This is a genomic window from Streptomyces sp. TS71-3 (assembly GCF_018327685.1).
Classification (GTDB): Bacteria; Actinomycetota; Actinomycetes; order Streptomycetales; family Streptomycetaceae; genus Streptomyces.
In genome coordinates this window covers 2,588,596-2,605,720 of the sequence record NZ_BNEL01000001.1, presented here as the reverse complement: position 1 = coordinate 2,605,720, position 17,125 = coordinate 2,588,596, and the positions used below count along the sequence as shown (strand labels likewise).

Sequence of the window (17,125 nt, the reverse complement as noted above, 5' to 3'; positions counted from 1 at the left end):
CGTATGACTACCGGGTCCGCCACGGAGGCGATTCAGACGCCGGCGACGGCCAAGTCGCCGCAGACGCACCACGGACGGGTGCCGACCAGCTCCCGGATGCGCTCCGCCTTCACCCACGCCGCGCTCATCGTGTTCGTCCTGCTGATGCTCTATCCACTGCTGTGGATGCTGGTCAGCGCGTTCAAGCCCGGGCACCTGGTGCTCACGGAACCGGGCCTGATCCCGAAGCAGTTCACGTTCCGGAACTTCGTCGAGGGCTGGAACATCCTCAACCAGCCGTTCTCCATCTTCTTCATCAACTCCCTGATCGTCTCCGTCGGGGCGATCGTCGGGAACCTCTTCTCCTGCTCGCTGACCGCCTACGCGCTGGCCCGCATGGAGTTCCGGATGCGGAAGGTGTACCTCGCCATCACGCTGGGCGCGGTGATGCTGCCGATCCACGCGCTGATCATTCCGCAGTACATCGTCTTCTCGAAGCTGCACCTGGTGAACACGTACGTGCCGCTGCTGCTCCCGAAGTTCCTGGGCACCGACGCGTTCTTCGTCTTCCTGATGGTGCAGTTCATCCGGACCGTTCCGCGCGATCTGGACCGGGCGGCGTGGATCGACGGCGCGGGACCGTTCCGCACGTTCTGGAGCGTGATCCTCCCGCTGATGCGGCCCGCGCTGGTGACCACCACCATCTTCACGTTCATCTGGACCTGGAACGACTTCTTCGTCCCCCTGATCTACCTGACCCGCACCGGCGCGTTCACGGTGCCCGTGGCGCTGAACTCGATGGTGTCCGCGGAGAACCAGAGCGGCATCGGCATGCTGTTCGCGATGTCGCTGATCTCGCTCCTGCCGATCCTCGTCTTCTTCGCACTGGCGCAGCGGCACCTGGTCCGCGGCATTGCGACGACGGGGTTGAAATGACGGGCGCGTCAGCGCCCCATAAGGGGCGCGGGGAACTGCGCGACCAGCCACGACGAAAGGGAAAGCAGCCCACGAACCCGAGGGGGCAGGGCCCCGACAGGGGCGCGGGGAACTGCGCGAGCGGCCACGACGAAAGGGAAAGCGGACCACCGGCCCGAGGGGGCATCCCCCTCATCGTGGTGCTCGGCCCCCGGCGCCCCGAAGAACTCCGGCACATGGAGGCGGCAGCCTCCCCCGCCCGAGTCGTCTTCGCACCGGAACCGGACGACGCCCTGCTCACCGCGGCGGACGCCGTCGTGGGCCCGGTCCCGCCGGAGAGACTGCCGACCGCGCGCCGCCTGCGCTGGATCCACAGCGCCGCCGCCGGCGTCGACGGCTACCTCTCCCCGGAGCTGTCCGCCTCCGGCATCCAACTCACGTCGTCCGTGGGCAACGGCGCGATCCCGCTCGCCGAGCACGCCCTGATGCTCATGCTGATGCTCAGCCGCGACGCGCCCCGGTGGGCGCGGGCCCAGGCCGAGCACCGCTGGGAGCGCCGGGTGCACGGCGAGCTGGCCGGGCACACCCTGGGCATCGTGGGCCTCGGGCACAGCGGCGTGGACCTCGCGGCCAAGGCCAAGGCCTGCCACATGCGGGTGGTCGGGGTACGGCGCAGGGCCGGGCTGCCCACACCGGCGGTGGACGAGGTGTACGGGCCCGAGGGGCTGCCGCGGGTACTGGCCGCCGCGGACTTCCTGGTCGTCACCGCACCCCGCACCCCGGCGACCGCCGGGCTGATCGACGCCGCGGCGCTCCGGCTGATGAAGCCCACGGCATTCGTCATCTGCATCTCCCGCGGCGGAATCATCGACGAGGACGCGCTCGTGACGGCCCTGCGCGAGGAACGCCTCGCGGGCGCGGGCCTGGACGCCCACGCGACCGAACCCCTGCCCGCCGACAGCCCGCTGTGGACCCTCCCCAACGTCATCGTCACCCCGCACAACGGCGCCACGACCGAGGCCACGGCCCGGCGCGGAGACGCGATCCTGCTGGAGAACCTGCGACGGTTCGCGCGGGGGGAGCCGCTGGTGAACGTGGTGGACAAGGAGGAGGGGTACTGAGAGGGCCGGGAGCCGTCGCGCGTGGCCCGGCATCGAGTGGGGCGCCGTGCGCGCGGCGGCAATCGGCCGGGCCGCGCGCACGGCGAGTGGTGCGGGGCCGGTCAGCAGTACAGGTTCGCTCCGGGGCTGACCCCGAGGATGGACGTGAACTGCTGGTACCTGTCCACCCGGCTCTGCACCTGTGCGGGGTTCCTGCCGTCGCACTCCAGGGAGCCGTTGATGCTGCGGATCGTCTGGCCGAAGCCGGCCTGGTTGATCATGGCGTTGTGCGGGGTCATGGAGCCGGGGCCGGACTGCGTGTTCCAGTACCAGAGGCCGGTGCGCCAGGCCACGGCCGCGTCGTTCTCCACCAGCCACGGGTTGTGGAGGAGGTCGATGCCGAGCGCGTCGCCGGCGGCCTTGTAGTTGAAGTTCCAGCTGAGCTGGATGGGGCCGCGTCCGTAGTAGGCGGCCTGGCCGGCGGGGCAGCCGTAGGACTGGCTCGCGTCGCAGTAGTGCGGGTAGTTGGCCGTGTTCTGCTCGACCACGTACACCAGCCCGCCCGTCTCATGGCTGACGTTGGCGAGGAAGGCCGCCGCCTCCTGCTTCCTGACCGTGTCGCTGCCCGTCTTCGCGAAGCCCGGATAGGAGCTCAGCGCCGCCACGAGGCCGCTGTACGTGTAGAAGCCGTTCCGGCCCGGGAACATCTGGTTGAACTGCGACTCGGAGACCACGAACCCGGACGGCGTGCCGCCGCCACCGCTGCCCGCGGGCGCGTTCCACTTCTGGTTGGAGCCACCCGTACAGGTCCAGATCTGGAGGCGGGTGGCGTTGGCGCTGGTGTTGTCGCGCACGTCCAGGCACTTGTTCGCGGCGGGGTTGACGATGTCGTGGGCGGAGGTGACCACCCACTGCTGGTTGGCGCTGCCCGAGCAGTCCCAGAGCTGGACCGCGGCCCCGTCGGCCGTGCTGCGGTCCACCACGTCCAGGCACTTGCCGAGCGCGCGCAGGGTGCCGTCGCCCGGGTTGGACCAGCGCTGCGCGGTGGTCCCGTTGCAGTCGTAGAGCTGCACGGCGGCGCCGTTGGTGCTGCTGGCCCCGGCCACGTCGACGCACTTGCCGGCGAGTCCGGTGATCTGGCCGTCGGCGGCCTGGGCGGGCACGGCGACGAACAGCGCGGCGAACACCGCGGCCAGCGCCGCGCACACGGCGAGGCGGACGGCGGCCACGCGTGCGAGCGGGGCCGCGCGTCCGGGGGAGACCGTGCGTCTGAGGGAGACCGTGCGTCTTTGAGACGTCTGTCTGACGGGAGGGGTGGGCATCGCGACGTCACACTCCTGGTGGTGTCGGAAGGCAGGGAGCAGAGGCCTCCGCCTCCGCGGGACGTGCGGCGGACGTACGGCGGTACGGCGATCTGTGCGGCGGTACGGCTATCTGTGCCGCGGTCCGTGCGGCGGTCCGTCGGGATGGCACGGGGGGGCGGAGGGTCCACTGCTCTGGGAGGAAGAGCCACTGCTACGTGCGGAAGAGCCACTGCCGTTTCAGGTCTAGACCATGGCAGGTGGATTCAGGCCCGTCAACGCTCGTATTCGGTCAATGCCACCGTGAACCATGGCCTGTACACCGTTGAACCATGGTCTGCCCAGTGCACTTGTCTGACTATGGCACACTAAGGGCGTGGCAAACGACGCACGCTTCCGGGTCGGCCCGTCCTCGCTGACCGAGGCGCTCTACGAATCGGTACGGCGACGCATCGTCACCGGCGACATCAAGGCCGGCGAGAAGCTCACCGAGGTCCGCATAGCGACGGAGTACGACGTCGCGCGGCCCACCGCGAAGGCGTGCCTGGAGCGCCTGGTCGTCGGCGGCCTGCTGCGCCGTTCCGCCCACAAGACGGCCGTCGTGCCGCAGTTGGACGACGATGAGATCCGCGACCTCTTCTTCAGCCGCGGCACCATCGAGCGCGCCGCGGTCGTCTCGCTCGCCGCCACCCGCACCGTCCCCATCGAGGCCGAGCGCGCGCAGACCGCGATCGAGCTGGCCGCCCGGGACCGCACCTTCGAGGCGCAGGTGGAGGCCGACATCGCCTTCCACTCGGCTCTGGTGGACGGCGTCGGCAGCCAGCGCCTCTCCCGGATGCACCAGATCATCCTGGGCGAGGTCCACCTGACCATGGGCCAGTACCAGGCGCACCGCACCACCGCCCCCGAGACGGTCGCCCAGAAGCACGCGGCGATCCTCGACGCCATCCGCACGGGCGACTCGGCCGCGGCGCAGGCGCGCCTGACCGAGCACCTGGACCATGCCCGGGAACGGCTCCTCACGGCCCGGCTCGCCCCACGGGAGCCGGACACCGTCTGATCCAGCCGGGACACCGGCCCGACGGGCGACCGGAGCGGTTCCTTGCACGCCCGATACCGGGCACTAAGCTACGAATCCGAATCCGAATCCGAACCCGTCATCGGCACCCGGCCGAAGCGAGCCACCCCCATGCCCCGCTCCCCCCACGCGCGCGGCCCGGCGTCCGGTGGCTCCGCGTCCGGCCGCTCCGGCTCCGCCGGCCCCGCGTCCGCCACCCCGGCGGGGCCCATCGCGCCGAAGGTGATCCTCCGGAACAGCCTGCTGGAGTTCCTGCTTGCCCTGGTCCTGCTGTTCACGGTGACCACGATCGTGCGGTGGGTCTCTGGCCCCTCGCCCGTCTCCTCGGCCGTCCCGTCGATCAACCTGCAACTGCTCATCGTCGGCGGCGCGGTCGGCGTGCTGCTCTCCGGGCTGATCGTGAGCCCGGCCGGCAGGGTGTCCGGAGGCCACGTCAACCCCGCGATCACGCTCACGATGTGGCGGTTCGGGGTCTTCCACGGAGTGGCCGTGGTGCCGTACATCGCGGCCCAGCTCGCGGGATCCTTTCTCGGCGTGCTGATCGCCCGTGCCGCGTGGGGCGACGTGGTCGACGGGCCGCCCGTGAACGACGCCGCGCTGCGGCCCGGCCCCGGCTGGTCGGACCTGGCCCTCTTCGGGGCGGAGGGCGCGTCGTTCGGCGTCATCGTGCTGCTCGTGGGGTGGTTCCTGTCGGTGCCGAGGCTCGCCCGCTTCGCGCCCGGCCTGGTGGGGCTGCTCGTCGGCACGGCCATCGCGACGCTCGGGACGATCACCGGGGGCTGCGTCAATCCGGCCCGCCAGTTCGGCCCCGCCCTCGTCTCGGGCCACCTGGACTTCCTCTGGGCCTACCTGCTCGCCCCCATGGCCGGCGCCATCGCGGCGACCGCGCTGCACGGGCTCGTCACCCGGCGCCGGCTCCTCACCCACCGGCTCTGCGGCACCCACCGGGACGGTTCGCACATGTCCTGAGCGTTCACCGCACTTCCTGAGCGTTCGGCACCTGTCCTGAGCGTTCACCGCCTTTCCTCAGCTGCCGGTGTGGCCTGCCCCGACCGGCCGCACCGGCATCCACCCGCCCCCACCCACCGTCACCCTTCCGCCACGCTCCGGATGCGCGCCCGCCCGACCCGGCCCATGGTCGAGACGTATGCGATCTTCCCGCCGTCCGGAAATCGGGGTGCTTTGACGTGCGTGTGACAGGGCTTGGCCATGCTGGGCTGTTCATCGAGACCGCGGCAGGATCGGTACTGTGCGACCCCTGGGTGAACCCCGCCTTCTTCGGGTCGTGGTTCCCGTTCCCGGACAACTCGGATCTCGACTGGCCCCACTACGGCCGCGCCGCCGACTACCTCTACGTGTCCCACCTGCACCGGGACCACTTCGACGCGGAGAACCTGCGGCGCAACGTCAGCAAGGACGTCACCGTACTGCTGCCCGCCTTCGCCACCGACGAGCTGGAGAGCGAGCTGCGCGCGCTCGGCTTCACGGACTTCCTGCGCACCCGCACCGGCGTCCCGGTCGAGCGCGACGGGCTGCGCATCATGATCACCGCGCTGACCGGACCGGGCGACGGCCCCATCGGCGACTCCGCGCTCTCCCTCGACGACGGCCGGATGGTGCTGCTCAACCAGAACGACGCGCACCCGCTCGCGGTCCAGGACATCCGGGAGTTCGGCGAGGTAGACGCGTACTTCCTGCAGTTCTCCGGCGCTATCTGGCACCCGATGGTGTACGACTTCCCGGACGCGGCGAAGAAGGAGTTCGCCGCGCGGAAGCGCCAGGGGCAGTTCGACCGCGCGCTGACCTACATCGACGCGGTGGGCGCCGCGCAGGTGTTCCCGAACGCCGGCCCGGCCTGCTTCCTCGACGACGACCTCTTCGACCTGAACGGCACCGGGCTCGACGGCGAGAGCATCTTCGTCGACCAGCGCGAGTTCCTGGGCAAGCTCGCCGCAGCCCGCCCCGACGTCTCCGCGCACCTGCTGCTGCCGGGCACGGAGGTGGAGCTGACGCGGAACGGCCCGTGCAAGCCGAGCCACCGGTTCAGCCAGCAGGAGATCGACCGCGTCTTCGAGGACAAGCGCGGCTACCTGCGCGACTACGCCGAACGGCAGCGCCCCGCACTCGCCGCCGAGAAGGCCTCCCGCACCCCCGCGCTCGCCCCGGACCGACTGCTCGCCGAGCTGAAGCAGTGGTGGGAGCCGCTGCTCGCCCGCGCCGACCGGATCTGCGAGGGCGTCGGCGGCCCGGCCCGCTTCAACGTCGGCGAGACCTCTCTCGTGATCGACTTCCCGGCCCGCGAGGTCAGGTTCTGGGCGGGCGAACGCTGCCGCTACACGCTCTCCACCGCGGGCGACCTCATCGCCACCAACATCGTCCGCCGCGAGATCGACTGGTCCAACAGCCTGCTGCTGTCCCTGCGCTTCTCGGCCAGCCGCGTCGGGCCCTACAACGAATTCCTCTACGTCTTCTTCAAGTGCCTCTCGCAGGAACGCATCGACTACGTCGAGAACTACTACGAGGCGGGCGACGGGGAAGAGGACGACATCAAGATCGAGGACTGGCAGGTCCAGCGCCGCTGCCCCCACCTGCGCGCCGACCTCAGCCGCTTCGGCCAGCTCGACGGCGACGTCCTCACCTGCACGCTGCACGGCTGGCGCTACGACCTGCCCACGGGCCGCTGCCTGACGGCGGACGGGCACGACATCCGGGCGGCACGGATCGAGTGAGGCGACGGCGGACGGGGGGCCGCCGCGCTCGTACGCCGGGTACGACCCGACGAGCCGACGACCCGACGAGCCGACGAGCCGACGACCTTCTTCGAGTGCCCTATATCCCTCGCCCTGCGAGCGTGTCCAGGATCTCAGCGACCGGGACGGGATCCAGAGGGCCGACATGCGACGCGCCGGGAAAGTCGTGCACGCGGAAGCTGTTGCCGGGCGTGAACGCGTCGGCTTCCGCGATCATTCTGTCCTGGAGTGCGGTGGCGATCGTCCGGTCCTTGCCGAAACGCAGGTAGGTGCGGGGAACGCGTCCCCAGCTGCCGGCCCGGCCGACCGCCCGGCCCGCATAAGCGGCGATGGGCTCGTCGGTCTGCATGCCGGCGAGGATCCGGCGGAATGCGGCGTCGGGGTAGTCCGCGCAGATCATCTCCTTCAGGAGGGCCAGCGCACGGCCGTCACCTGTCCGGAAGTTCAGTCGTAGGACACCGAGCCGGTCCGGGTCACCCACCGTCAGCTCGACCGGGCTGACGGCGTTCGCGTTCTCGGGTGCCGCCGTGCAGGCGTCCGCTGTGGGCAGGACGCGGCTGGGACAGAAGGCCGCCATGTAGCAGATGTGGTGCAGCAGATGCGGTACGGCATCGCCGACACGGCTGACCGATACGCCGCCCAGGCTGTGCCCGACCAGCACCACCGGGCCGTTCCGTGCCGCCCGCCGCACGATGCCCGTGACGCGCGCCTCGTAGTCCTCCAGGCCGAGTCCCTTCAGCGGGGAAGGCTCGACGGCCATCGCTTCGAGGTCCTGCCGCTGATACGACTCCGGCACGAATGCCTCCGCGCCATGCTGCGGCTGGTCCACCATGACGACGCGGTGACCGCGCAGCGTCAGCTCCCGCGCGATCGGCATCCAGAACGCGCCGGCGCTGTGGGTACCGTGCACCAGCACGTAGGTGGTGGGCCCGCGACGCGGGTCCGCAGCGGCCGGCGAGGTTCCGAGCCCCATGGCCAGGGCCATGCCTCCCACCGCGAGTCCCAGCCCACGCAAGGCCGTCCGCCTGGTGGCACCGGTTCGTTCTTCGTTCGTGTCATCCATCATGAGCACGACGCTATGAACGGCCCGCTCGGCCTGCCAGCGGTCCAGCACCACCACAGGGGTGGACCCAGCACCACTTTCCATGCGCCCGTTCCGCTTGGCCGGAAGCCTGGAACTCCCGTGATCACGGACGGGTACACGGCCGGGGAACGTCTCCGGCCGTCCGCCGCCGAACCCCCTCAGCCATCCGCCGCCGCCCCCTCAGCCGTCCCGCCGGCGCCTCACTCCCGGGCGCGTCCGCCCAGGTCACAGCGCGGGACGTCCCAGATCGTGCTCAACTCCTCGGTACCCCCTGGGCAGCACCGGCCGGACGTCGCACTGTGGGCCAGCCGACGGGCGGGAGCAGGATCGGTCCCGCCCCCTCGGCCCCGTCCACTGCCGGACACCCGGACGCCACGTCCAACGAACCGAGGAGAGCCGATGCACTCACTGAGACGGAGCCTCACCGCTCTCGCCACGACCACCGCGCTGGCGGCGATCGCCACAGCAGGTGTCACCGAAACCGCCAGTGCCAGCGCTTGCCCGTCCGGCGCCGTGTGCGCTTACCAGGATCTCGACTGGAGAGGCGTTCCTGGGCCGTTGTACGGAGACAACCAGGATCTGACGCCCTACTACCAGTGGACCACCGCCAACTCGATCTACAACAACGGCACCCGGTGCGACGTCTACATCTACTCCTACCAGTGGTACCGCGGGACCCGTTACGCCCTCAACCGGGGCACGGGCTGGAAGAGCCTCAACGGAAGCGCCATCCAGGAGAGCGCCCTCAGCAACAAGTGGTTCAACTGCTCGTGAATCCCCGAGCCGTCGTCACCCGCTGCCTCGTGGGGGCGTTCGCGCTCGCGGGCCTGGTCGCCTGTGGGACGCCGTCCCCCTCCGACCAGGCCCGCCCCGCGCGCCTCTACCCCTTCCGCAACGCCGCCTACTACACGGCCGGTCAGCAGCGCACCATCGACCAGAAACTCGACCGGGCCACCGCGACGTGCATGCGGACGCGAGGGTTCAGCTACCGGCCCCAGGCGCCCGCGGCGTCCGGGTCCCTGCCCACGTCTCCGTCCTCGTCCTCGTCCCCGTCGCCGTCCCCGTCCCCGTCGCCGTCCGAGCCGGACAACCCCTACTACCTGCTCGACGCGGCAACGGCGCGCACGGACGGGTACGGAATCCTGCCCGTCCGCCAGGCCCCCGACCGCCCGCAGAGCGGCGCCCCCGCGCAGCCGGCTGCTGATGCCCGGTACGACGACGCGCTGGTCGGCAGCCGCAAGCACCAGCGGACGCTCGACCTGCCGGACAGAAGCGAAGTGACCATCTCGGTGGACGGGTGCGTGGCCAAGGCCAGGCAGACGGTCTTCGGCGGCGACTGGGACCGGCTCTCCTACACCGTCCAGGCACTGAGCAACGTCGTCATAGGGCGGACGGGCAAGGACGCCGCGGTCACGGTCGCGACGAGGGCGTGGTCCTCCTGCATGCGCCGAGCCGGCCACCCCGCGCGGAAACTGGCGGACCCGCGCCAGCAGATCTACCTCCGGTTCCGGGACGCCCGCAGCTCGGCCGCGGCACAGGCAGCGACCCGCGCGGAACTCACGACCGCCGAGGCGGACGCGGCCTGCCAGGCCACGGTGCACCTGCGGCCGGTGACGCAGAAGGCGCAGCAGCGAATCGAGCAGCAGGTGCTCACCGAGCGGTACCGGCGCGATCTGGACGAGTTCCGCCGACGCCTACGGGCAGTCGTCGGGCCCTGAGCCGGCACCCCGGGCTCACGCCTTGAGGTCCAGCTCCGCGACGACCGTCTTCCCCGGACCCGGCGCCCGGTCCCGCACCGACCAGCGTGAGGCACACGCCGCCACGAGGAACAGGCCGCGCCCGCCGTGGCCCAGCGGTGCGGGCGCGGCGAGCCCGGCCGGGTCCGGCGGGCGGCACTCGCCTCGGGTGTCCGAGACCTCCACGGTGAGCGTGCCGCCGCGCTCGGCACCCACGGCCCCCGCCTCCGCCGTGAGCGTCACCCGCACCTCGAAGTCCCGCCCCGGCACGCGGCCGTGCGTGGCCGCGTTGGCGGCGAGTTCGGCGACGATCAGGGCAGCGGTGTCGGACGCCTCCGTGCCGTGCGGGATGCCCCAGGTGTGGAGCTGGTGCACGACCAGGTGCCGGGCGAGGCGCGCCCCGAGGGGCGTGGAACTGAACCGCTGCGTGAACTCGCGTGACGTCATGGCAGCAATGTGTTCCGCCGCCGGGGCCCTCCGCTATGTCCGCCCTGCGTACCCCGGGCGTTGTACGCCGATTTTCCCAAAACGGTACGACGGGCCACCCGTTACCTCCCTCGAACCAGTGCTGTTAATAACACCGGACGTCATCCGAAGGGCTACGGGAGGAAGTCGGCGATGACAGACGAGAGGGAAACGACGGAAACGACGGAGACCACGGGAGCCTCGGAAACCTCGGGGACCACGGGCATGGACCTGGAGTCCTCGGACAGTCTGCGGACCTTCGGCGCCGCGGTCCAGGGGTTACGGGAGCACGCGGGCCTCAGCCGCGCGGAGTTCGGCGAGAAGGTCGGCTTCTCCAAGCACACGGTCGCCTCCATCGAGCAGGGGCGGCGGATGCCCGACCCCGACTACGTGGAGGCGGCGGAGATGGCCACCGGCAACACGGGCGCGTTGCGCCGCGCGGCACGCCACATCGCGCGGCGCCGCGGATTGGCCAGTTGGTTCCGGCTGTGGGCGCGGATGGAGGCGGAGGCGATCTGTCTCTACACGTATGAGTGCCGGTCCATCCCTGGGCTGTTGCAGACGGAGGGATACGCACGGGCGCTGTTCCTCAACCACGTTCCACCGCTGGATGCGGAGCTGATCGAGACTCAACTCGCGGCGCGGCTGGAACGGCAACGCCTCCTTCGGGAGCGCCCGAACACGTCCTTCGACTTTATCCTGGAGGAGCACGTATTACTGCGGCGCACTGGCGGCGAGGAAGTGACCTCGGAACTCGCCGACCACCTCATCGACGTCGCCCAGTTCAGGAACTCGGAACTCGCCGACCACCTCATCGACGTCGCCCAGTTCAGGAACGTCGAGATCCAGATCATGCCGGTGGTTCGAGAGGAACACGCAGGTTTGCAGGGCCCCATCCGGCTTCTGGAGACCCCAGAGCACAAGTGGTTCGCCTACCTCGAAGGCCAGGAGAACGGGCAGTTCGTCGCCGACCCGAAAGTCGTCAGCACCCTCCAGAGGCGGTATGCCAGGATGCGTTCGCAGGCCCTCAGCCCCAGCGACTCCCTTGACCTGTTGCAGCGAATGCGAGGATCGGAATGAGTTCGGAAGCACTGGCCTGGTTCAAGAGCAGCTACAGCAGCAGCTCGGGCGACGACTGCGTGGAGGTCGCCCTCACCTGGCACAAGTCGACGTACAGCAGCAGCGGTTCCGGCGACTGCCTCGAAATAGCCAGCTGCCCCACCGCCGTCCACATCCGCGACTCCAAGAACACGCAGGGCCCCAGCCTGGCCCTCGCCCCCACGGCCTGGGAGAACTTCCTCCCGTTCGCCACCCGTAGCGACGGCTGAACTGTCCGGCGGGCCCTCCTACCTGGGGGCCCGCCGTTGCGCAATGGGGCCTTCACAAGAAAGGCCGGAAGTATCTCCCCGCCTCCGCGGCCCCGAAAAGTTCTTTAACTTTCCAAGACTTCGCAGGAAACGTTCACCGTGTCATGATCTCGCCAAGGCCCCCGCCAACCCGTGGGGGTCTTGTCGAGACGTGTCAGGAAGGACGAAACCCCCACATGCGTGCTCCCTTGATATCCAAGCTCGCCATCGCGGTGACCATCGTGACCGCGGCCTCCGCCTCGATCACGGCGACGGCGATGGCGAGCCCGGCTCCCCACAGCACCAGCACCCAGGCCTCGGCCTCCCGCGCGGCGGTCGCCGACGCCGCCAGTGCCGCGGCGTTCGCGCACGCGACCGAGACCGGGCTGTCCAGACACAGCGGCCTCGTCGCCACGGACGTCATGGTCGACCAGAGCGGCAAGCAGCACGTCCGCTTCTCGCAGACGTACCGCGGACTGCCCGTCGCCGGTGCCGACATCGTTGTCCACCTCACCTCGGGGTCGAAGTACCTCGGCGTGACGCGTGCCGCGGACACGACGGTCTCGGTGCCGTCCGTCGCCGCGAAGCTGACAGTGAAGCAGGCGCGGGCCAAGGCCGCCTCGGCCGTGAAGAAGGGGGCCTCCGAGGCCCCCCAGCTCTTCGTGAACGTGCAGGACGGCAAGAGCGTCCTCGCCTACCGGTCCACGGTCACCGCCGGCAGCGACGTGACCGCCTCCCACTCGGTGGTCGTCGACGCGGCCACGGGCAGCGTGCTCAGCAACGTCAGCAACCTGGACGAGTTCATCTCGCCCGCGGTGCAGCAGAAGCTCAAGGAGCGCGGTGAGCGCGCCAACCCGTCCCTGACGGGGCAGACCTCGACGCCGAAGGTCAAGGGCCCGGCCGTCAAGTTCCCCACGCCCGCGGTGGGCAGCGGCGCCTCCATGTACAGCGGCACGGTCACGCTCAACACCACGCAGACCGCGGCGTCCAAGTACACCCTCGTCGACACCACGCGCGGCCAGACGGAGATCAGGAGCGACAAGAACCAGTTCCTGGCGGACCCGTTCGTCGACGCGACCGTGATGAGCGACACGGACAACAAGTGGGGCAACGGCACCACGTCCGACACCAACACCGCCGGCGTGGACGCCACGTACGGGCTGACCAAGACGTTCGACTTCTACAAGAACACGTTCGGCCGCAACGGCATCCGGAATGACGGCGTCGGCCCCCAGGGCGCCGTCCACTACGGGCAGAACTACGGCAACGCCGGCTGGTCCGACGACTGCTGGTGCATGATCTACGGCGACGGCGACGGGCAGACGTTCACCAAGCCCCTCACCCAGCTCGACGTCACCGGCCACGAGCTGACGCACGGCGTGGTGGCGTCCACGGCCAAACTCCAGGGCACGTTCGTCGGCGAGCCCGGCTCCCTCAACGAGTCGCTGGCCGACATCTTCGGCAGCAACGTGGAGTTCACCACGAACAACCCCGCCGACCCGCCGAACTACCTCATGGGCGAGCAGCTCGGCCTCGCACAGGGCTTCCTGCGCCGGCTCGACCACCCGTCGCTGGACAAGCTCGAAGGCGCGGTCGACTACTGGAGCACGAACGCCCCGAACACCGAGGTGCACGCGGGCTCCGGCGTCTCCTCGCACGCGTACTACCTGCTGGCCGAGGGCAGCGGGAGCAAGACCATCAACGGCGTCCAGTACAACTCCGCGACGTTCGACGGCTCCACGGTCACGGGCATCGGGCGGACCAAGGCGACGGCGATCTTCTACCAGGCCCTGACCCGGTACATGGTCTCCACCACCGACTTCCACGACGCCCGCACGGCGACCCTCCAGGCCGCCGCCGACCTCTACGGCCAGGGCGGCACCGAGTACAACACCGTCGACAAGGCGTGGGCGGCGGTGAACGTCACCGCCTCCAACGGCTGAGGCATCGCTGCGGGGCGGTGAGGGCATTGCAGGGGCCCTCACCGCCCCGTTCGCTTGCCCCCGGGGGGCCGGCTGCGCGGGGCGTGGTGTACGCCGGCGTACGCGGGTGTGCGGGCGCGGCGTACGGCTCCGACGTGGGGGTAGAAGACATGGAGAAAGCTCCTCCAGGATGGTGACGAACCGTTCCTTCGGGACGGTTCGGATCCGTACTTCGGAACGGTGCAGATCCGTACTTCGGAACGGTGACGACCCCTTACTCCCCTTACTCCACTTACTCCACTTACTCCACTTACTCCACGACGGTGACGTTCCGTCGGTTTCGTCTCGGTTGCTCTCGCCCATGCGGCGGAGCCCTACACCAACGAGCCCCGCGCCCCTCCGGGGGCGCCCCTCACGGGGCGATTGACCTGGGGCTACCATCGCGCGGCCGGAAAGGTCCGGCGGAGGTCTCACGGGGCGGTGAACGAAAGCACATGGATCCCCTCCAGCCAGGCGATCCCGACCGGATCGGCGGCTACCGGCTGACGGGCCGGCTCGGTGCGGGCGGCATGGGTGTGGTGTATTTCGGCAGGTCGGCGGGCGGGCGGCCCGTCGCCGTGAAGGTGATCAGATCCGAGTACGCCGGGGACCCGCAGTTCCGGGCGCGGTTCGCCCGGGAGATCGAGGCGGCGCGGCGGGTGGGCGGCTTCCACACGGCGCCGGTGGTCGACGCGGACCCGGTGGCCGACCCGCCGTGGATGGTCACCGCGTACGTCGCCGGGCCCTCCCTGGACGACGCCGTCGAGAAGGACGGCCCGCTGTCCCCCGACGCGTTGCGCACCCTGGGCGCCGGGCTCGCCGAGGGCCTGGCCGCGATCCACGCGTGCGGCGTGGTGCACCGCGACCTCAAGCCCGGCAACGTGCTGCTCGCCCACGACGGGCCGCGCATCATCGACTTCGGCATCGCCCGCGCCACCGGAACCGCGACCGGCTCCGGCAGCGGCACCGGCACCGGCACCGGCACCAGCACCAGCACCGGTGACGCGATGACCACGGCGGGCGCCGTCCTCGGCACCTTCCTGTTCATGTCGCCCGAGCAGCTGCACGCGCGGCCCGTGGGAGCCGAGAGCGACGTGTTCTCGCTGGGCGGTGTGCTGGCCTTCGCGGCCAGCGGCACGGCGCCGTTCGAGGCCACGTCGCTGATGAACGTGATGCACCGGATCACCACCGAGGAGCCCGACCTCCGCCGGGTGCCCGCCGCACACGGGCTGCGCCCGCTGGTCGCCGCGTGCCTGGCGAAGGACCCGCGCGACCGGCCGGCCGTGGCCCAGGTGCTGGGGGCCCTCGCGGACGGCGGGGTGAGGCCGGGCAACGGGGTCGGGCCGGAGGGCGGGCCGGCCCCGGGCGGATCGGGCACGGGTGTGGAGCGGGGGCGGGTGCCGGCGGTGGCCGTCGCCACGGCCACCACTACGGCCGTCGACCCGGTGGCCGATCCGGCTGTCGATCCCGCCGCCGATCCGGCCGTCACCCCGGCGCGCGCGGGTGGGCGGGCGGTCCACGCGCAGGCGACGGTTTCCGCGCCGCCCCGGCCCCGGCCCCGGCCTCAGCAGGGCGCGCCGTACGGGCCGCCGGGCGCCGCGGCGCCTCCCCCGCCGGTCGCGGCGGGGACCGGAGCCGGGCCCCGAAGTCCCGCCGTGCTCCGCACGCGTCCCGCGACGACCCGCCGGCGGGCGCTGGTCGCGCTCGGTGCGGTGGCCGCGGCCACCGCGATCGGCGTGCCCCTCGCGCTGAAGACGGCCGCCGGGCAGGACGGCGTCCCGCTGTCCGCGGGCGGCGAGTACGTCCTGAACACGGCGTTCAGCCCGGACGGCAGGCAACTGGCCGGCGGCTGCGAGGCGTCCGTCCAGGTCTGGAACCCGAGCACGGGCGAACGGGTCGTGCGGTTCCGGGAGGCGCAGGCGTCCTCGAACTGCGCCCCGGCGTTCAGCGGGGACAGCCGCGTGCTGGCGGTCGCCGACGTGCACGGCACCGTCCACGTGTGGGGCGATCTCGGGCGGACGTTCGTGGCCGCGCCCAGGAGCGCGAACAGCCTGATCGGCCTCGCGGTCTCCCCGGACGGCGGGAGGGTGTACGGCGTCGGCGACGGCCAGGTGCAGGTGTGGCACACCACGGGCGGGGGCTCCCCGGAGGCCTGGCGCGTCACCTCGCCCGCCGAGGAGGCGACCACGTGCTCGGTCCTCACGCCGGACGGGAGGACCCTCGTGGTCGGCTGCGGCGACGGCACCCTGCGTGCGCTGTCCACGGCGACGGGCCGCACCACCGCCGTCGGCCGGGCCGCCAGCGGTCTGCGGAAGCTGGCGGTCAGCGCGGACGGGTCGGTCCTGGCCGGCATCGGCACACGGGACGAGACCGTCCACCTCTGGAACCTGCCGGCCGTGCGCCGGCGGCCGGTCGGCCTCCGGCACGCGGGCACGCTCCCGCTCGGGCTGGGGTTCGGCGGCGACGGCACCCTCGCCGTCTGCTACGACGACAACTCCATCCGGCTGTGGAACCCGCGCTCGCACCGCGTCACCAGGACGATCGGCGAGGGCGGGAAGAAGAGCGAGCAGGTGGCGCTCAGCCCGGACGGCAGGGTGGTCGTCGGCACGTCCAGGGGCTCGTATCTGTGGAGGTTGCGGGCCTGAGGTTGCCGGCCTGACACGGCCGGGGGCCGGGATCCGGGACTCTGGTCCCGGGTCCCGGATCCCAGGCCCCGGATCCCAGGTCCCTGGCCCCTGGTCAGACGGCGATCCGGCCGCCGTCCACCGGCAGTACCGCGCCGTGCACGAAGCTCGCCCTGTCCGAGGCGAGGAACACGATCGCGTCGGCGATCTCCCGCGGGGCGGCGGGGTGGCCGGCCGGGGTGGTGGCGGCGAGCTGGTCCAGGGCGTCGCCCATGACCGCGGTGCCCTCGGTACGGGTGGGGCCGGGGCTGACCACGTTCACCCGGACGCCCTTCGGCCCGTACTCGGCGGCCCAGGACTTGGTGAGCAGGACCAGCGCGGCCTTGCTCGACCCGTACAGGCCCATCCCGTTGGCGCCGTACTCGGCGACCATCGTGCTGATGTTGACGATCGTGCCGTGGCCGCGCCGCGCCATGTCCGGGGCCAGCTCGGCGACGAGGAAGTACGGCACCTTCACATTGAGCGCGTACACCGCGTCGAAATCGGGCTCGGTGGTCTCCTCGGTCGAGCCGAAGGGGAACATGCCTGCGTTGTTGACCAGCACGTCCACCTCGCCGACCAGGCCCTTGGCGCGTCGCGCCAGGTCACGGGCGGAGGCCTCGTCACGCAGGTCGGCCGCGAGGAAGTCGGCCTGGCCGCCCTGCGCCCTGATCTCCTCGACCACTTCCTTCCCGCGGATCCCGTCGCGGCCCGAGACCACCACGCGCGCCCTGCGCGGCCAGCGCG

Annotated in this window: 15 protein-coding genes; 11 read left to right on the top strand and 4 right to left on the bottom strand. The window is 71.1% G+C overall.

Annotated elements, in window-relative coordinates:
- The first annotated feature begins 3 nt into the window (after positions 1 to 3).
- Positions 4 to 915: a carbohydrate ABC transporter permease gene (locus tag Sm713_RS10595; RefSeq protein ID WP_212909367.1), complete on the top strand. Its 912-nt coding sequence runs from the start codon at positions 4 to 6 to the stop codon at positions 913 to 915.
- 215 nt (positions 916 to 1,130) lie between these two features.
- Positions 1,131 to 2,015: a D-2-hydroxyacid dehydrogenase gene (locus Sm713_RS10590; protein WP_212909366.1), complete on the top strand. Its 885-nt coding sequence runs from the start codon at positions 1,131 to 1,133 to the stop codon at positions 2,013 to 2,015.
- A 101-nt stretch (positions 2,016 to 2,116) separates the two neighbouring features.
- On the opposite strand, the gene Sm713_RS10585 is transcribed toward Sm713_RS10590, so the two are convergent.
- Positions 2,117 to 3,223 (bottom strand): chitinase, encoded by a 1,107-nt coding sequence (locus Sm713_RS10585; RefSeq protein ID WP_249416211.1) that lies wholly within the window; start codon positions 3,221 to 3,223, stop codon positions 2,117 to 2,119.
- Between the two features lie 448 nt (positions 3,224 to 3,671).
- Between Sm713_RS10585 and Sm713_RS10580 the strand changes: the two genes are divergently transcribed.
- From Sm713_RS10580 to Sm713_RS10570, 3 genes are all read left to right on the top strand, one after another.
- A complete protein-coding gene (locus Sm713_RS10580; protein ID WP_212909364.1) occupies positions 3,672 to 4,355 on the top strand; it encodes a GntR family transcriptional regulator in 684 nt (227 codons plus the stop codon).
- 129 nt (positions 4,356 to 4,484) lie between these two features.
- Entirely contained in the window at positions 4,485 to 5,342 is an 858-nt protein-coding gene (locus Sm713_RS10575; RefSeq protein ID WP_212909363.1) for an MIP/aquaporin family protein, read from the top strand.
- Positions 5,343 to 5,560: 218 nt separating this feature from the next.
- Positions 5,561 to 7,102 carry a Rieske 2Fe-2S domain-containing protein gene (locus Sm713_RS10570; RefSeq protein WP_212909362.1) on the top strand — a complete coding sequence of 514 codons (1,542 nt, stop codon included), beginning with the start codon at positions 5,561 to 5,563 and terminating at the stop codon, positions 7,100 to 7,102.
- A 100-nt stretch (positions 7,103 to 7,202) separates the two neighbouring features.
- Here the strand turns inward: Sm713_RS10570 and Sm713_RS10565 are convergent, their stop codons facing one another.
- Positions 7,203 to 8,096, bottom strand: coding sequence for an alpha/beta fold hydrolase (locus Sm713_RS10565; RefSeq protein ID WP_212911930.1), 894 nt, complete (start codon positions 8,094 to 8,096; stop codon positions 7,203 to 7,205).
- Positions 8,097 to 8,606: 510 nt separating this feature from the next.
- Here Sm713_RS10565 and Sm713_RS10560 point away from each other — a divergent pair.
- Positions 8,607 to 8,981, top strand: coding sequence for a peptidase inhibitor family I36 protein (locus Sm713_RS10560; RefSeq protein WP_212909361.1), 375 nt, complete (start codon positions 8,607 to 8,609; stop codon positions 8,979 to 8,981).
- Positions 8,978 to 9,925 (top strand): hypothetical protein, encoded by a 948-nt coding sequence (locus Sm713_RS10555; protein WP_212909360.1) that lies wholly within the window; start codon positions 8,978 to 8,980, stop codon positions 9,923 to 9,925. Before Sm713_RS10560 ends, Sm713_RS10555 begins: the two co-directional genes overlap by 4 nt.
- 15 nt (positions 9,926 to 9,940) lie before the next feature.
- Here the strand turns inward: Sm713_RS10555 and Sm713_RS10550 are convergent, their stop codons facing one another.
- Positions 9,941 to 10,390: an ATP-binding protein gene (locus Sm713_RS10550; RefSeq protein WP_212909359.1), complete on the bottom strand. Its 450-nt coding sequence runs from the start codon at positions 10,388 to 10,390 to the stop codon at positions 9,941 to 9,943.
- A 171-nt stretch (positions 10,391 to 10,561) separates the two neighbouring features.
- Between Sm713_RS10550 and Sm713_RS10545 the strand changes: the two genes are divergently transcribed.
- The 4 genes from Sm713_RS10545 to Sm713_RS10530 all read left to right on the top strand — a co-directional run bounded on the left by Sm713_RS10545 (position 10,562) and on the right by Sm713_RS10530 (position 16,360).
- Complete coding sequence (locus Sm713_RS10545) at positions 10,562 to 11,488, top strand: helix-turn-helix transcriptional regulator (RefSeq protein WP_212909358.1); 927 nt, start codon at positions 10,562 to 10,564, stop codon at positions 11,486 to 11,488.
- Positions 11,485 to 11,736, top strand: a complete 252-nt coding sequence (locus Sm713_RS10540; RefSeq protein WP_212909357.1) for a DUF397 domain-containing protein — start codon at positions 11,485 to 11,487, stop codon at positions 11,734 to 11,736. The genes Sm713_RS10545 and Sm713_RS10540 overlap by 4 nt, the downstream gene beginning before the upstream one ends.
- A gap of 215 nt (positions 11,737 to 11,951) precedes the next feature.
- Entirely contained in the window at positions 11,952 to 13,697 is a 1,746-nt protein-coding gene (locus tag Sm713_RS10535) for a M4 family metallopeptidase (protein WP_212909356.1), read from the top strand.
- A 473-nt stretch (positions 13,698 to 14,170) separates the two neighbouring features.
- Positions 14,171 to 16,360 carry a WD40 repeat domain-containing serine/threonine protein kinase gene (locus Sm713_RS10530; RefSeq protein ID WP_212909355.1) on the top strand — a complete coding sequence of 730 codons (2,190 nt, stop codon included), beginning with the start codon at positions 14,171 to 14,173 and terminating at the stop codon, positions 16,358 to 16,360.
- Positions 16,361 to 16,454: 94 nt separating this feature from the next.
- Here the strand turns inward: Sm713_RS10530 and Sm713_RS10525 are convergent, their stop codons facing one another.
- Complete coding sequence (locus tag Sm713_RS10525) at positions 16,455 to 17,063, bottom strand: SDR family oxidoreductase (protein WP_308293160.1); 609 nt, start codon at positions 17,061 to 17,063, stop codon at positions 16,455 to 16,457.
- Positions 17,064 to 17,125: the final 62 nt, after the last annotated feature.

What these genes read in the sequence shown, in the direction of transcription:
- Sm713_RS10560 (WP_212909361.1), top strand. Translation starts at nt 8,607, where the DNA reads ATGCACTCACTGAGACGGAGCCTCACCGCTCTCGCCACGACCACCGCG.
- Sm713_RS10575 (WP_212909363.1), top strand. Translation starts at nt 4,485, where the DNA reads ATGCCCCGCTCCCCCCACGCGCGCGGCCCGGCGTCCGGTGGCTCCGCG.
- Sm713_RS10595 (WP_212909367.1), top strand. Translation starts at nt 4, where the DNA reads ATGACTACCGGGTCCGCCACGGAGGCGATTCAGACGCCGGCGACGGCC.
- Sm713_RS10535 (WP_212909356.1), top strand. Translation starts at nt 11,952, where the DNA reads ATGCGTGCTCCCTTGATATCCAAGCTCGCCATCGCGGTGACCATCGTG.
- Sm713_RS10540 (WP_212909357.1), top strand. Translation starts at nt 11,485, where the DNA reads ATGAGTTCGGAAGCACTGGCCTGGTTCAAGAGCAGCTACAGCAGCAGC.
- Sm713_RS10550 (WP_212909359.1), bottom strand. Translation starts at nt 10,390, where the DNA reads ATGACGTCACGCGAGTTCACGCAGCGGTTCAGTTCCACGCCCCTCGGG.
- Sm713_RS10565 (WP_212911930.1), bottom strand. Translation starts at nt 8,096, where the DNA reads ATGGGGCTCGGAACCTCGCCGGCCGCTGCGGACCCGCGTCGCGGGCCC.
- Sm713_RS10590 (WP_212909366.1), top strand. Translation starts at nt 1,131, where the DNA reads ATGGAGGCGGCAGCCTCCCCCGCCCGAGTCGTCTTCGCACCGGAACCG.
- Sm713_RS10530 (WP_212909355.1), top strand. Translation starts at nt 14,171, where the DNA reads ATGGATCCCCTCCAGCCAGGCGATCCCGACCGGATCGGCGGCTACCGG.
- Sm713_RS10545 (WP_212909358.1), top strand. Translation starts at nt 10,562, where the DNA reads ATGACAGACGAGAGGGAAACGACGGAAACGACGGAGACCACGGGAGCC.